General features: G+C 63.9%; 13 protein-coding genes. 12 read left to right on the forward strand and 1 reads right to left on the reverse strand.

The genetic code is table 11. The features are described from left to right. Positions 1-8: 8 nt before the first annotated feature. Entirely contained in the window at positions 9-233 is a 225-nt protein-coding gene (locus KVG91_RS24435; protein WP_169375995.1) for a DUF2188 domain-containing protein, read from the forward strand. 196 nt (positions 234-429) lie between these two features. Here the strand turns inward: KVG91_RS24435 and KVG91_RS24440 are convergent, their stop codons facing one another. Continuing rightward, on the reverse strand, positions 430-948 hold the full coding sequence (locus KVG91_RS24440; RefSeq protein ID WP_169375996.1) for an SgcJ/EcaC family oxidoreductase: 519 nt from the start codon (positions 946-948) through the stop codon (positions 430-432). Positions 949-1,103: 155 nt separating this feature from the next. Here KVG91_RS24440 and KVG91_RS24445 point away from each other — a divergent pair, with 155 nt between their 5' ends. The 11 genes from KVG91_RS24445 (at position 1,104) to KVG91_RS24495 (ending at position 12,625) form a co-directional block, all read left to right on the forward strand. Beyond that, on the forward strand, positions 1,104-2,261 hold the full coding sequence (locus KVG91_RS24445; protein ID WP_169375997.1) for a sensor histidine kinase: 1,158 nt from the start codon (positions 1,104-1,106) through the stop codon (positions 2,259-2,261). Then, positions 2,258-2,911 carry a response regulator gene (locus tag KVG91_RS24450; protein WP_169375998.1) on the forward strand — a complete coding sequence of 218 codons (654 nt, stop codon included), beginning with the start codon at positions 2,258-2,260 and terminating at the stop codon, positions 2,909-2,911. Before KVG91_RS24445 ends, KVG91_RS24450 begins: the two co-directional genes overlap by 4 nt. Beyond that, positions 2,908-5,223, forward strand: a complete 2,316-nt coding sequence (locus tag KVG91_RS24455) for an ATP-binding protein (RefSeq protein ID WP_169375999.1) — start codon at positions 2,908-2,910, stop codon at positions 5,221-5,223. The genes KVG91_RS24450 and KVG91_RS24455 overlap by 4 nt, the downstream gene beginning before the upstream one ends. Then, positions 5,220-5,708 carry a response regulator gene (locus KVG91_RS24460; protein WP_076952282.1) on the forward strand — a complete coding sequence of 163 codons (489 nt, stop codon included), beginning with the start codon at positions 5,220-5,222 and terminating at the stop codon, positions 5,706-5,708. The genes KVG91_RS24455 and KVG91_RS24460 overlap by 4 nt, the downstream gene beginning before the upstream one ends. A 35-nt stretch (positions 5,709-5,743) precedes the next feature. Continuing rightward, positions 5,744-6,313: a sterol desaturase family protein gene (locus tag KVG91_RS24465; RefSeq protein ID WP_169376000.1), complete on the forward strand. Its 570-nt coding sequence runs from the start codon at positions 5,744-5,746 to the stop codon at positions 6,311-6,313. Between the two features lie 376 nt (positions 6,314-6,689). Next, positions 6,690-7,601: a methyl-accepting chemotaxis protein gene (locus KVG91_RS24470; RefSeq protein ID WP_404822464.1), complete on the forward strand. Its 912-nt coding sequence runs from the start codon at positions 6,690-6,692 to the stop codon at positions 7,599-7,601. Positions 7,602-7,610: 9 nt separating this feature from the next. Beyond that, complete coding sequence (locus KVG91_RS24475; RefSeq protein ID WP_169376002.1) at positions 7,611-7,979, forward strand: response regulator; 369 nt, start codon at positions 7,611-7,613, stop codon at positions 7,977-7,979. 20 nt (positions 7,980-7,999) lie between these two features. Next, on the forward strand, positions 8,000-8,287 hold the full coding sequence (locus tag KVG91_RS24480) for an STAS domain-containing protein (protein ID WP_169376003.1): 288 nt from the start codon (positions 8,000-8,002) through the stop codon (positions 8,285-8,287). Between the two features lie 43 nt (positions 8,288-8,330). Then, positions 8,331-10,361, forward strand: a complete 2,031-nt coding sequence (locus tag KVG91_RS24485) for a chemotaxis protein CheA (protein ID WP_169376004.1) — start codon at positions 8,331-8,333, stop codon at positions 10,359-10,361. 29 nt (positions 10,362-10,390) lie between these two features. Continuing rightward, complete coding sequence (locus KVG91_RS24490) at positions 10,391-12,049, forward strand: methyl-accepting chemotaxis protein (RefSeq protein WP_169376005.1); 1,659 nt, start codon at positions 10,391-10,393, stop codon at positions 12,047-12,049. Positions 12,050-12,085: 36 nt separating this feature from the next. Next, entirely contained in the window at positions 12,086-12,625 is a 540-nt protein-coding gene (locus KVG91_RS24495) for a chemotaxis protein CheW (RefSeq protein WP_169376006.1), read from the forward strand. Positions 12,626-12,634: the final 9 nt, after the last annotated feature.

Raw genomic sequence — 12,634 nt, forward strand, 5'->3', positions numbered from 1 at the left:
GAAATGAAATGGATGACTTCCACATCACGCCGACTGAAAACGGTTGGGCATTGAAGAAGCAAGGCGCGGAACGCGCGTCGAAAACGGCGACCACCAAGGCCGAAATCATCAAGTTGGCCAGTGAGTTTCTTGACGGCAAGACCGCCTCGTTGAAGATCCACAAGGAAGACGGTTCGATCCAGGAAGAACGCACCTACCCTCGAAGCGCCGATCCCCGCAGAACCAAGGGCTAGCGGCGAACGCATTAGTGGATAGCGGGCTTGTTGTGGCGAGCGGGCTTGCCCCGCGTTGGGGTGCGAAGCGCCCCCACTACAGACGAATGCGGAGTATCAGACACTCCTCTGCGCCTGGTTTTGGGGCTGCTTCGCACCCCAACGCGGGGCAAGCCCGCTCGCCACAGAAGATGTGGTAGGGCACAGCGCGGCAGCCTCACTGCTTGGCGTGTTTGGCCTGCACCTCAGGCATCGCCGAGGAGTGATGGTTGAGGATCTTCCACTGCCCGCCCACCTGCTCGTAGACGAAGGTATAGCGGGCCTGCACATGACGCACCTGGCCGTTGGCCTCGGTCAGGGTGAAGGTGTAGACGCCGCTGTCCATCGCCACATTGCTGCCCAGTTGGCGGATCTCGCGGTAGTTGATCTGCCCCACCGGCTTGAGCGCCAGGAAGTGATCGAAGTAGTCGCTGATTTGCTCGGGCGTGGTGCGCACCTGGTTGGATACGGTGGGCTGCAGCACCGCGCCGGGCGCATACAGCTCCACCACCGACTTGACGTTACCGGTCTGCAGGGCGCTGTTCCAGCGGTCGAACAGGCCGGCGATCTCACGGTCTTTCACATTCGCCGGGGCCTGGGCCACTTCACGGTAGACATAGGGGGCCGTGTCGGCGGCCTGGGCAAAGGGTACGCTCAAGGCAAACATCAGGGCGATTGCAGCGGGTTTGAATTGCATGGCGAAACTCCAGGGGTGATGGGTGAGCCCACTTTGCCAAGCTGTCCGCCTCGCGCCATCGGCCAACCGGAGTCATTTGCCTATGCCATATGGCAGATAGCGCCAGGGGTGCCTGGCAAGGTCTAATAAGCGTCCTTGCCACCGGAATGTTCACCATGCACAACACGCCTCTAGATCCCGGCAGCGCCTTGGCCTTGCGCGCGCATTTGCGTCAATCGCAAAGCCGCACCGCACGCCTGCGCCTCTTGGTGGATACCGGGCAGGAACTGGCCCGACTGGGCCCCCAGGCCATGCGCGAACGCGTGCTTGCCAGGGCATGCGCGTTCCTCGCGATGGACCACGGGTTGCTGCAGGAATGGGACGCCGAGGGTAGTGCGACGGTTACCGCCCGCCATGGCAGCCCGGCGCGCCTGGCCGACCTGGCCGACCGCGACCTGCGCGCACCACACTGGCACGAGCCGCCGCACAGCGTGCTGCAAGTGCCATTGCGCGGCAGTGACGGCCAGGCCTTCGGCGTGCTGGTGCTGGGCAATAGCGTCAGCCTGCGTGCGCCGGAGCATGAAGACAGCGAATCCCTGCAATTGCTCGCCACGCTGCTGGCCGCGCACCTGGAAAACCAGCGACTGCTGACCACGCTCAAGGCCCGCGACCGCGCGCTGTCCGACCTGGTCAACCGCCTGCTCCGGGCCCAGGAAGATGAACGCAAACGCGTGGCCTACGACTTGCACGACGGCCTGGCGCAGACCCTCGCCGGCTTGCATCAACGCCTGCAAGGGTTCGCCGGCCGCTGCCCCACGCTGCCGGCTGCCCTGGCCGCGGACCTGCAGGCGATTCTCAGCCTGGCCCAGCACTCTGTGGGTGAAGGCCGACAACTGATCGCGGGCCTGCGCCCTACGGTGCTCGACGATTTCGGCCTGTTCAAGGCCCTCGATAAAGAAGCCGACCGCCTGCGTGACGCCGGTATCCAGGTGCTGTGGCGCTCGCAGTGTGCGGCACGCCTGCACAGTTCGGTGGAGATCGCCGTGTTCAGGATCGGCCAGGAAGCGATCAATAACGTGCTCAAACATGCGCAGGCCAGTCAGGTCATGCTGACCCTGGAACTGCGCGACGACATGGCCATCTTGCAGGTCGATGACAATGGCAGAGGCTTCGCACACGACCTGCGCCGAGGCGGGGCCGATCATGTGGGCCTTGCCACCATGCAGGAGCGCGCCAGCCTGCTGGGCGGTCGCTTCAGTTGCGTAAGCGTGGTCGACGGCGGCACCCATGTGCGGGCCAGCGTGCCAGCCCTCGTGAACGGAGCTGCGCAATGAGCCCCGTATTGCGCCTGGTGCTGGCGGATGACCATGAAGTCACGCGTACCGGTTTCGTCGCACTGCTCGCCGGCCATTCGCAGTTCGAGGTGGTCGGCCAGGCACGTGACGGCCAGCACGCAGTGGAACTGTGCGAACAGTTGCTGCCGGATATCGTCATCCTCGACATCCGCATGCCGGTGCTCAACGGCTTGGGCGCCGCGCGCTTGCTGCAGCAACGCCTGCCGGCGGTGAAAGTGGTGATGTTCACCATGGACGACAGCCCCGACCACCTGGAAGCGGCGATGAGCGCCGGCGCGGTAGGCTATCTGCTCAAGGACGCCAGCCGTGACGAGGTGATCCAGGCCTTGCAAACCGTGGCCGCCGGTGGCGAAGCGCTTGACACAGCGGTCAGCGCGCGCCTGTTGCGGCGCATGACCGAACGCCAGGCCAGCGGCGCGGCGCCCAGCGAACGCCTCACCCCACGGGAGCGCCAAGTGCTTGGTCTGGTCGCCAACGGCATGAGCAACCGCGCCATCGGTGAACACCTGGGGATTACCACCGGCACGGCCAAAGCCCATGTGGAGCGGGTGATCGGCAAGCTCGGCGCGGCCGACCGCACCCAGGCCGCCGTGCGCGGCATCGCCCTCGGCCTGGTGGCGCAGCCATGACGCGGCGTTGGGCCGACCTGCCACTGCGCGGCAAGGCGCTGGTGGTCATTTCATTGCCGTTGGTGGTGCTGTTGCTGTCCCTGGTGCTGATCTACACCACCGAGCGCCAGACCGCGCGCGCCGAAGAAGACGTGCGCCGAGTGCTGCGCGTGCAAGGCGATATCCAGGCCGTGCACACCTTGCTCGCGGAAGCGGCGGCCAGTGTGCGCGGCTACCTGCTGACCCGCCGCGAGGACTTCCTGCCCAGCTACCGCAACGCCAGGCCGCAGATTGACGCCGCGCTGCTGCGGCTCGACCGCAACGTGCGCGATCAGCGGGTGCGTGAGCAGCTCAACGCGATAAAGCCGCTGATCGACGCAAAGGCCGACGGGCTCGAAGAGATGCTCAATGACAGCGACGCCAGCGCGCAATCGATCAGCGCCATTCTGATCAGCAACAAACACATCCTCGACGCCTTGCGCCAACACATCGGCACCATGTTGACCCTGGAGGCTTCGCTGCTGGCCGAGCGCAGCACCGCGGCCTACGAGACCCGGCAACGCTTGTTGCTGTCCACCTGGCTGGCGGCGATCTGCGGGCTGTTCGGCGCCATTGTCGCGGTGCTGTTCCTGTCCAAGGGCATTGTCGCGCGGGTGCAGAATGTACAGCGCAATGCGCAACGCCTGGCACTGGGCCAGCCTTTGCTTGCGCAACCACCGGAACAGGATGAGATCGGCCAATTGGGCACTCGCCTGGTGGAAGCCGGGTTGCTGCTGGCCGAACGCGAACGTGCGTTGCGCGACAACGAGGAACGCTTGCGGCTGATCATCGATGGGGTCAAGGATTACGGGATATTTGCCCTCGACACCGCAGGCCATGTCACCAGTTGGAACAACGGTGCCGAACGCATCAAGGGCTACACCGAGCAGGAGATCATCGGCCAGCATTTCTCGGTGTTCTACCTGCCAGACGAATGCCCGCAGCACCCGGACATGGCCCTGCGCGAGGCCACCCGCAATGGCGACTACACCGAAGAGGGCTGGCGCTGCCGCAAGGACGGCACGCGCTTCTGGGCCAGCGTGGTAATCACCGCCCAGTACGACGGCACAGGAGCCCTGCGCGGTTTCTCCAAGATCACCCGCGACATCACCGACCGCCGCGCCGCCGAGATCGCCTTGCGCACCGCCCGCGAGGAAGCCGAGCGCGCCAGCCGCGCCAAAAGCGAGTTCCTGTCGCGCATGAGCCATGAGTTGCGCACACCGCTCAACTCGATCCTGGGGTTTGCGCAACTGTTGGAGATGGATGCGCTATCGGGGCAAAAGGCGCATGTCGCGCATATCCTGCGCGCCGGCCAGCATCTGCTGACGTTGATCAACGAAGTGCTGGACATCGCCAAGATCGAAGCCGGGAGCCTGGCGCTGAATATCGCGCCGATCCCGCTGGCGGACGTGTTGCAAGAGGCGCTGACGCTGGTGTCACCCATGGCCGCCAATGCGGGTATCCGCTTGCAGCCACTGCCGGTGCTGGCGGCGGACACGGGTATCGTTGCCGACCGCCAACGCCTGACCCAGGTGCTGTTGAACCTGCTGTCCAATGCAATCAAATACAACCGGCGCGACGGTCAGGTGAGCATCGAGGTCTGTGTCGACGGGGCACGCATCAGTGTGTCGGTGTGCGATACCGGCCACGGTATTGCGGCCGAGCACCTGGGCCAACTGTTCACGCCGTTCGAGCGCCTGGGCGCCGACCCGAATGTGGAAGGCAGCGGCCTGGGCCTGGCGCTGAGCAAAAGCCTGCTGGAAAACATGCACGGCCGCTTGACCGTGCACAGCCAGGCCGGTGTCGGCTCACGCTTTAGCCTGGAACTGCCGTGCGTGCGCGTGCAGGGTTCCAATGCTATCGCTGCGCCCGTCATCGACACGGCGTTGACGCGCCCTGCCCCTGCCGTGTCCACGTTCCTGGGCAAGGTGCTGTGCATCGAAGACAACATGTCCAGCCTGGCGCTGATCGAAACCCTGCTGCAGCGCCGGCCGGGGATAAAGCTGCTGTCGAGCATGCAAGGCCAACTCGGCCTGGACCTGGCCGCCCAGCATGGGCCGCAGTTGATCCTGCTGGATGTTTCGCTGCCGGACATCGACGGCGTGAAAGTGCTGCAACGCTTGCGCGGCTCGCCGATCACCCGCGACACGCCGGTGCTGATGATCACTGCCGATGCCGGCGACCTCACCCGTCAAGCCCTGCAGGATGCCGGCGCAACGGCGGTCCTGAGCAAGCCGATCAACATCCCGGCGTTTCTTGCCTACCTTGACCAGTATTTTCCGGAGCCCGTGTGAACCTCGACCTGCGCATTCTGATCATCGACGACCAACGCCCGAACCTCGACCTGGTGGAGCAACTGCTGGCGCGCGAAGGGCTGACCAACGTGTTGAGCAGCACCGAGCCGTTGCGCACCCTGGAGCTGTTCAACAGTTTTGAACCGGACCTGGTGATTCTTGACTTGCACATGCCCGAGCTTGACGGCTTCGCGGTGCTGGAACAGCTCAACCGGCGCATCCCCGACGGCGAATACCTGCCGATTTTGGTACTGACCGCCGACGCGACCCGCGACACCCGCCTGCGCGCCCTGGCCCTGGGCGCCCGCGACTTCATCAGCAAGCCGCTGGATGCGCTGGAGACCATGTTGCGGGTGTGGAACCTGCTCGAAACCCGGGCGCTCTACACTACCTTGCGCCGGTTGGTGCCAACGCAGCGGATTGAGTTGTTGCAACGGCGTGAGTCAATGGGCAATCTCCACGCCGCCGGGGACACTCCGGCCTAGCTCCCCTTCGATTGCTCCTCAAGGAAGACCCGCACATGGCGGCTTCGAACAAATGGCTGATGTCGTCGGCCGCGTACTACCTGGATTTCTTCACCATTCCCTTGTTCATCGGCCTAGCGCTCTGGCTGGCACCCCTTGCCCCCTGGCAACTGCTCGCCGGCCTCTTGGCCTGGACGCTGGTGGAGTATTCGGCGCACCGTTTTCTGTTCCACTCGTTGTACCGCCGCGAGCACTGGACCCATCACATTGACGTACTGGCCTACATCGGGGTGTCGAGCTGGAAAACCAGCTCCACCTTTGCCGCATTGCTGCTGCTGGCCTGGTACACCGGACTGACCTCGGTGTTTATCGGTGCGGTCACCGGCTACTTCTATTACATCTCGGTGCATTACGTGATGCACCGTCCCGAGCATTGGGCGTATCGGTACATTCCGGGGCTGGTTGCCAATCACGACCTGCATCACCGCCAAGGCATCGAAAAAAACTTCGGCGTCTCGTCACCGCTGTGGGATTACGTGTTTCGCACCTTCATCGGTAAACCGGCACGGGTTGAAACGGCGAGTGAAAGTCACGTAGCCGTCATAAACCAGACGGAAGGCACATAGGCAGGTCTAAAGTTGCGGCGAATGAAGCGGATAACTCTTATGTTGTTTATATCCGCAACATCGTTCAGGGACCGAACTCATGACGCCGAGTCAATCCAGCCGTACCGCCCTTTCCGCCCCTCCGCGCTTTCTCTGGTTCGCTTTACTCCCGGTCGTCCCCGCCGTGGCGTGGATACTCGTGCAATCCGCCAGCCCCGCCAATCTCGCCGTCTGCGTGCTGCTGGTGCTGGTCGGCCTCGGGGCATGCGCCTTGAATACACGGGCCCAACGTCAGGCGGTGCTGCACGCCCTGGTGCTGGAAGACCCCTCGATTGCCCAGGCCAGGCAACACAGCCTGGATTCACGGGCACAGCTTAATGAAGTGTTGCTCGGCGCCATGCCGATCTGGGCCAAGCACGTGGAAAGCTCGCGCCAACTGACCGAAGACGCCATTGTGAGCCTGGCCAACCGCTTCACCGGGATTTCCGCGCGGCTGCAGGACACCGTGCAGGCTTCTCAGCAAGCCGCCGGCGAGCTGGATGGCCAGGCGGCCGACGGCGCGCTCAAGGTGTTGGCCCGCAGCGACAGCGAGTTGAGCCAGGTGATCGACTCCCTCAAGGCCACGCAATCGAGCCGTGACCAGACCCTGTCCCAAGTGCGCGGCCTGACCGCCTATACCGGCGAGCTGCGCACCATGGCCGCCGATGTGGCGGCCATCGCGGCACAAACCAACTTGCTCGCCTTGAATGCGGCCATCGAGGCGGCGCGGGCCGGTGAAGCCGGTCGCGGGTTTGCGGTGGTAGCCGATGCGGTGCGCAGCCTGTCGAGCAAGTCCAGCGAGACCGGCCAGCAGATGTCGGCCAAGGTCGACATCATCAATAACGCGATTACCCAACTGGTGCAGGCGGCTTCCAGCAGCGCCGACCAGGACAGCCATTCCGTTGCCGCCTCCGAGCAAAGCATCCAGCGGGTACTCGAGCGTTTTCAGAACATCACCGGCCACCTGGCCGACTCCGCCGACCTGCTCAAGCAGGAAAGCTACGGGATTCGCGACGAGATGACCGAAGTGCTGGTCAATCTGCAATTCCAGGACCGCGTCAGCCAGATCCTCAGTCACGTGCGCGACAACATGCACGCCCTGCATGAACACCTGCAGCAGGCCAGCCAGTCACCGGATGCGCCGGTGACCATCGATGCGCGGCAGTGGCTGGCCCGCATGGAGTCCACCTACGCCACCGATGAGCAGCGCCGCACCCACCATGGCCAAGCGGCCGCGCAACCGAATTCTCAAGACATCACTTTCTTTTAGGGAGCCATCATGGCGAAGAGTGTATTAGTGGTCGACGACTCCAGCAGCGTTCGGCAAGTGGTCGGCATTGCCTTGAAAAGCGCCGGTTACGACGTGATCGAGGCCAGCGACGGCAGGGACGCCCTCAACAAGCTCACCGGGCAGAAGGTGCACCTGATCATCAGCGACGTGAACATGCCGAACATGGACGGCATCACCTTCGTCAAAGAGGTGAAGAAGCTCGCCAACTACAAGTTCACCCCGATCATCATGCTGACCACCGAGTCCCAGGAATCGAAGAAAGCCGAAGGCCAGGCCGCCGGTGCCAAGGCCTGGGTGGTCAAGCCCTTCCAGCCGGCGCAGATGCTGGCGGCGGTGTCCAAGCTGATCCTGCCCTGATTGCGGCCAAGGAGTTTCCCATGCCGATCACCCGCGAAACACTCGACGGCACCGCCTGCGTCGGCATCGACGGCGAACTGACGATCTATACGGTGGCTGAGCTGGCCGCCGCGCTGCTGCCGCACATCGGCGCGGCGCCGCGTCTGCAACTGGACCTGTCCCAGGTCACCGAAATGGACGGCGCCGGCCTGCAACTGCTGGCAGTCATCCAGCGCGAAGCGGGCCAGACCGGCACGGCCCTGAGCCTGGCCGGCCAGAGCCAGGCGGTCGCGCAAGCTTTGCAATTGTGTCGCAACGGCGCCTTTTAGCCCGCGTCACAGCCCCGTTCAACGATCGACAAGGAAGGTCCATGTGAGCATCAATCTCGATCAGGCACAGCAGACCTTCATCGTCGAGGCGCGCGAACTGCTGCAGGCCATGGAGCAATCCCTGCTGCAACTGGAGAGCGAGCCCGGCGATGAAGATGCCATCGGCGCGATATTCCGCGCCGCGCACACCATCAAGGGCTCCGCCGGGCTGTTCGGCCTGGCGCCGATCGTGGGCTTTACCCATATCGTCGAAGACGTGCTCGACCGCCTGCGCGACGGCAGTGTGGCGGTGGACGCCGCCCTGATCGCGTTGCTGCTCAAGTGCGGCGACCACATGCTTGAACTGATTGAAGTGGTGGCCAGCCGCGGTGAGCCGCTGACACCGGCCGCGTTGGAGCGCGGTGAGGCGTTGCGCGAGGCGCTGAGTGCCTATCAGCCGATACACTCGGCCCCCGCCGGCGTCGAAATCGCTGTGGTGGATGACGACACGGCAACCGAAGTGCTTTGGCATATTTCCCTGCGCTTTGGCGTCGACGTCTTCCGCAACGGCATGGACCCGCTGTCCTTCCTGCGCTACCTCGACACCCTCGGCACGCTGTTGCAGGTCACCACCCTGACCGACGGCATTCCTGCCGTGGACAGCTGGGACCCGGAAAGCTGCTACCTGGGGTTCGAGATCGACCTGCGCTCGACCGCCAGCCACGCCACCCTTAACGAAGTGTTCGACTTTGTGCGTGACGACTGTGAAGTCATCATCAGCGCCGTCGACGAACCCGACGACAGCACTGCCAGCCCCGTAACCGAGCTGGTCACCCACGCCGAATACGCCCCACCCGCGCCGCAACGCGTGGCAGCGACCAGTGAAAAGTCTCGGGACGGCAACTACGTGAGGGTCAATGCCGACAAGCTCGATGAGCTGATCAACCTGGTCGGTGAGCTGGTGATCGCCAGCGCCGGTGCGAGCCTGCTGGCGCGGTCCTGCAACAACGACCCACTGCAAGAAGCCACCTCCACCGTATCGGGGCTGGTGGAAGAGATCCTCGATGGCGCGCTGCACCTGCGCATGATCCCCATCGGCGACACGTTCAACCGCTTTCGCCGCGTGGTGCGCGATGTCAGCCAGGAACTGGGCAAGGACATCGACCTGATCATCAGCGGCGCGGAAACCGAACTGGACAAAACCGTGGTGGAGAAAATCGGCGACCCGCTGATGCACCTGCTGCGCAATGCCATGGACCACGGCATCGAAAACGCCGACGCACGGCTGGCCGCCGGCAAGTCGGCCAAGGGGCACCTGAGCCTGAATGCCTACCACGACTCCGGCAGCATCGTGATCGAAATCGCCGATGACGGCGCCGGGCTCAACCGCGAGCGCATCCTGGAAAAAGCCCAGGAACGCGGGCTGGTCGCCAGCGGTGCGGTGCTCACCGACCAGGAAATCTACAACCTGATTTTCGAAGCCGGTTTCTCCACGGCCGAGGCGGTGACCAACCTCTCGGGGCGCGGCGTCGGCATGGATGTGGTCAAGCGCAACATTACCCTGCTGCGCGGCACCGTCGACCTCGACAGCCGCCCGGGCCAGGGCACGGTGATACGCATCCGCCTGCCGCTGACCCTGGCGATCATCAATGGCTTCCTGGTCGGCATCGACCAGTCCACCTACGTGATTCCGCTGGACATGGTCCAGGAATGCATCGAACTGGATGAACGCCAGCGCCAATCCAGCCGCAACCAGGGCTACCTGGACCTGCGCGGCGAGGTATTGCCACTGGTGGACCTGCGCGACCACTTCAGCCACGAAGGCCTGGCGGCCCGCCGCCAGAATGTGGTGGTGGTGCGTTATGCCGAGCACAAGGCCGGGTTGGTGGTGGATGACCTGCTCGGCGAGTTCCAGACCGTGATCAAACCCTTGGGCAAGCTGTTCGGCGCGCTGCGCGGCATCAGCGGCTCGACCATCCTGGGCAGCGGCGCGGTAGCGCTGATCCTGGACATACCGGCACTGCTCAATCAAATCGTACAACAAGAAGCCCGCACGCCCCAGGCGCCTCAATCGCCCCCGGTCGTCGTTCGCTGACGTATTTGCTTTTCCATGGAGGTTCCCTGATGAAATGGTTCTACGATCTTAAAATTTCCACCAAGCTGATCAGCTCATTCCTGGTGGTCCTGGCGCTGACGGCGATCATGGGCGTGTTCGCCATCCTCCAGCTTGGCGCCGTCAACCACGCGGCGCAGGACATCAGGGGCAATTGGATGCCTTCGATGCGTGCGGCGGCCGGCATGCGTTTTTTTGCCGCCAACTATCGCTTGAAGGAAAACCGCAACATCGGCACCGAAGTCGCCGAGGAAAAAGCCCAGGCCGAGCGCGAAGCCGTCGAGGCTCGCCAGCAGTTCGAAACCCGGCTGGGCACCTACGAGCAATTGATCTCGAACGACGAAGACCGCCAGCTCCTGGCCAGCGTGAAGAGCACCTGGAGCGCTTACCTGGCGTCCAGCCAGCAACTGTTCGAGCTGTCCCGACAAAATCAGGAAGCCCAGGCGCGCGCCGTGCTGCGCGGCGACTCCAAGGTGCACTTCGATGAGTTGACCAGCCGTCTGCAAAAAATGGTCGAACTCAACGACGCAGGCGCCACCGTGGCCGGCGACAAGGGTTCGGCGCTGTATGAAAGCTCACGCCTGTTGATCATCGTGGTACTGGGCGCCGCGCTGCTGATCGGCCTGGGCCTGGCGCTGTTCATTGCGCGGATCATTTCCCGCCCGCTGCGACTGGCCGCGAGCGCCGCCGAGCAGTTGGCCGAAGGTAACCTCAACACCCCTATCGCGCCAGGCTCGAAGGACGAAACCGGCATGGTGCTCAATGCCATGCGCAATATGGTCGGCAAACTCGCGCTGATCATTGGCGAAGTGCGCAACGCCGCCGACAACCTGGCCAGCGCCTCGGAGCAAGTCAGCGCCACCGCGCAGTCAATGAGCCAGGCCACCAGTGAGCAGGCCGCCAGCGTCGAGGAAACCAGCGCGTCGGTGGAACAGATGAGCGCCAGCATCAACCAGAACACCGAGAACGCCAAGGTCACCGATGGCATGGCCAGCAAGGCCGCCAAGGAAGCCACCGACGGCGGCGAGTCGGTGCAGCAGACCGTGGTGGCGATGAAGAAAATCGCCCAGCGCATCAGCATCATCGATGACATTGCCTACCAGACCAACCTGCTGGCGCTCAACGCCGCCATCGAGGCGGCACGGGCCGGCGAGCACGGCAAGGGCTTCGCCGTGGTGGCCGCCGAAGTGCGCAAACTGGCGGAGCGCAGCCAGGTCGCCGCCCAGGAAATCGGCGAATTGTCGTCCAGCAGCGTGGACATGGCGGAGAAAGCCGGCAAGTTGCTCGACGAAATGGTGCCCTCCATCAACAAGACGTCCGACCTGGTGCAGGAAATCAGCGCCGCGTCCGAGGAACAGGCCGCGGGTGTCGCGCAGATCAACACGGCCATGACCCAACTCAACCAGGTGACCCAGCAGAACGCCTCCAGCAGCGAGGAGCTGGCCGCCACCGCCGAAGAAATGAGCAGCCAGGCCGAACAGCTGCAACAAGCGATGAGTTTCTTCGTGCTTGATTCGGCCCCCAGGGCTGTTGCTAACAGCCACAACGGGGAGAACCCGGGCAGCAAGCCAAACCGCCAGCCACCGCGCCCGGCACCGCAGGCACCGCGCAAGGCGTTTGCCTACAACATGGCCAGCGCACCGGACGAATCGGAATTCACCCGTTTCTGATGGCAACCATCACTGCGGGCTTACAGGGAGAATGACATGGGTGCACTGATGACTACCCGGCATACCGCGATGGCGGCCGATGAGGATGCGCAATACCTGACCTTCATGCTCGGGGGCGAGATGTTCGCCATCGGTATTCTGGGCATCAAGGAAATTATCGAATACGGCAGCCTGACCGTGGTGCCGATGATGCCCGCGTTCGTGCGCGGCGTGATCAACCTGCGCGGCGCCGTGGTGCCGGTGGTGGACCTCTCGGCGCGTTTCGGCCGGGCGAACTCGCCGATTACCCGGCGCTCCTGCGTGATCATTATCGAAGCGAGCACCGAAGACAGTCGGCCCCAGGACATCGGGTTGTTGGTGGACACGGTTTCGGCGGTACAGGAGATCCCGGCGGCGCAGATCGAGCCCCCGCCCAGCTTTGGCGCGCGGATCCGCGCCGACTTCATCGGTGGGATGGCCAAGGTCGAAGGCAAGTTCGTGATTGTGCTGGAGGTGGACAAAGTGCTGTCTATCGATGAGATGTCCAGCCTGGCCGAAAGCGCCCAGGCGCCGACGCTCGACCTCGACCCACGTTGAGGCCCGACC

This window comes from Pseudomonas azadiae, from assembly GCF_019145355.1.
GTDB classification, from domain to species: Bacteria; Pseudomonadota; Gammaproteobacteria; order Pseudomonadales; family Pseudomonadaceae; genus Aquipseudomonas; species Aquipseudomonas azadiae.

Excerpts from the sequence above, each read along its gene's own strand:
- KVG91_RS24435 (WP_169375995.1), top strand. The coding sequence starts at position 9 with ATGGATGACTTCCACATCACGCCGACTGAAAACGGTTGGGCATTGAAG.
- KVG91_RS24440 (WP_169375996.1), bottom strand. The coding sequence starts at position 948 with ATGCAATTCAAACCCGCTGCAATCGCCCTGATGTTTGCCTTGAGCGTA.
- KVG91_RS24445 (WP_169375997.1), top strand. The coding sequence starts at position 1,104 with ATGCACAACACGCCTCTAGATCCCGGCAGCGCCTTGGCCTTGCGCGCG.
- KVG91_RS24450 (WP_169375998.1), top strand. The coding sequence starts at position 2,258 with ATGAGCCCCGTATTGCGCCTGGTGCTGGCGGATGACCATGAAGTCACG.
- KVG91_RS24455 (WP_169375999.1), top strand. The coding sequence starts at position 2,908 with ATGACGCGGCGTTGGGCCGACCTGCCACTGCGCGGCAAGGCGCTGGTG.
- KVG91_RS24465 (WP_169376000.1), top strand. The coding sequence starts at position 5,744 with ATGGCGGCTTCGAACAAATGGCTGATGTCGTCGGCCGCGTACTACCTG.
- KVG91_RS24470 (WP_404822464.1), top strand. The coding sequence starts at position 6,690 with ATGCCGATCTGGGCCAAGCACGTGGAAAGCTCGCGCCAACTGACCGAA.
- KVG91_RS24475 (WP_169376002.1), top strand. The coding sequence starts at position 7,611 with ATGGCGAAGAGTGTATTAGTGGTCGACGACTCCAGCAGCGTTCGGCAA.
- KVG91_RS24480 (WP_169376003.1), top strand. The coding sequence starts at position 8,000 with ATGCCGATCACCCGCGAAACACTCGACGGCACCGCCTGCGTCGGCATC.
- KVG91_RS24490 (WP_169376005.1), top strand. The coding sequence starts at position 10,391 with ATGAAATGGTTCTACGATCTTAAAATTTCCACCAAGCTGATCAGCTCA.
- KVG91_RS24495 (WP_169376006.1), top strand. The coding sequence starts at position 12,086 with ATGGGTGCACTGATGACTACCCGGCATACCGCGATGGCGGCCGATGAG.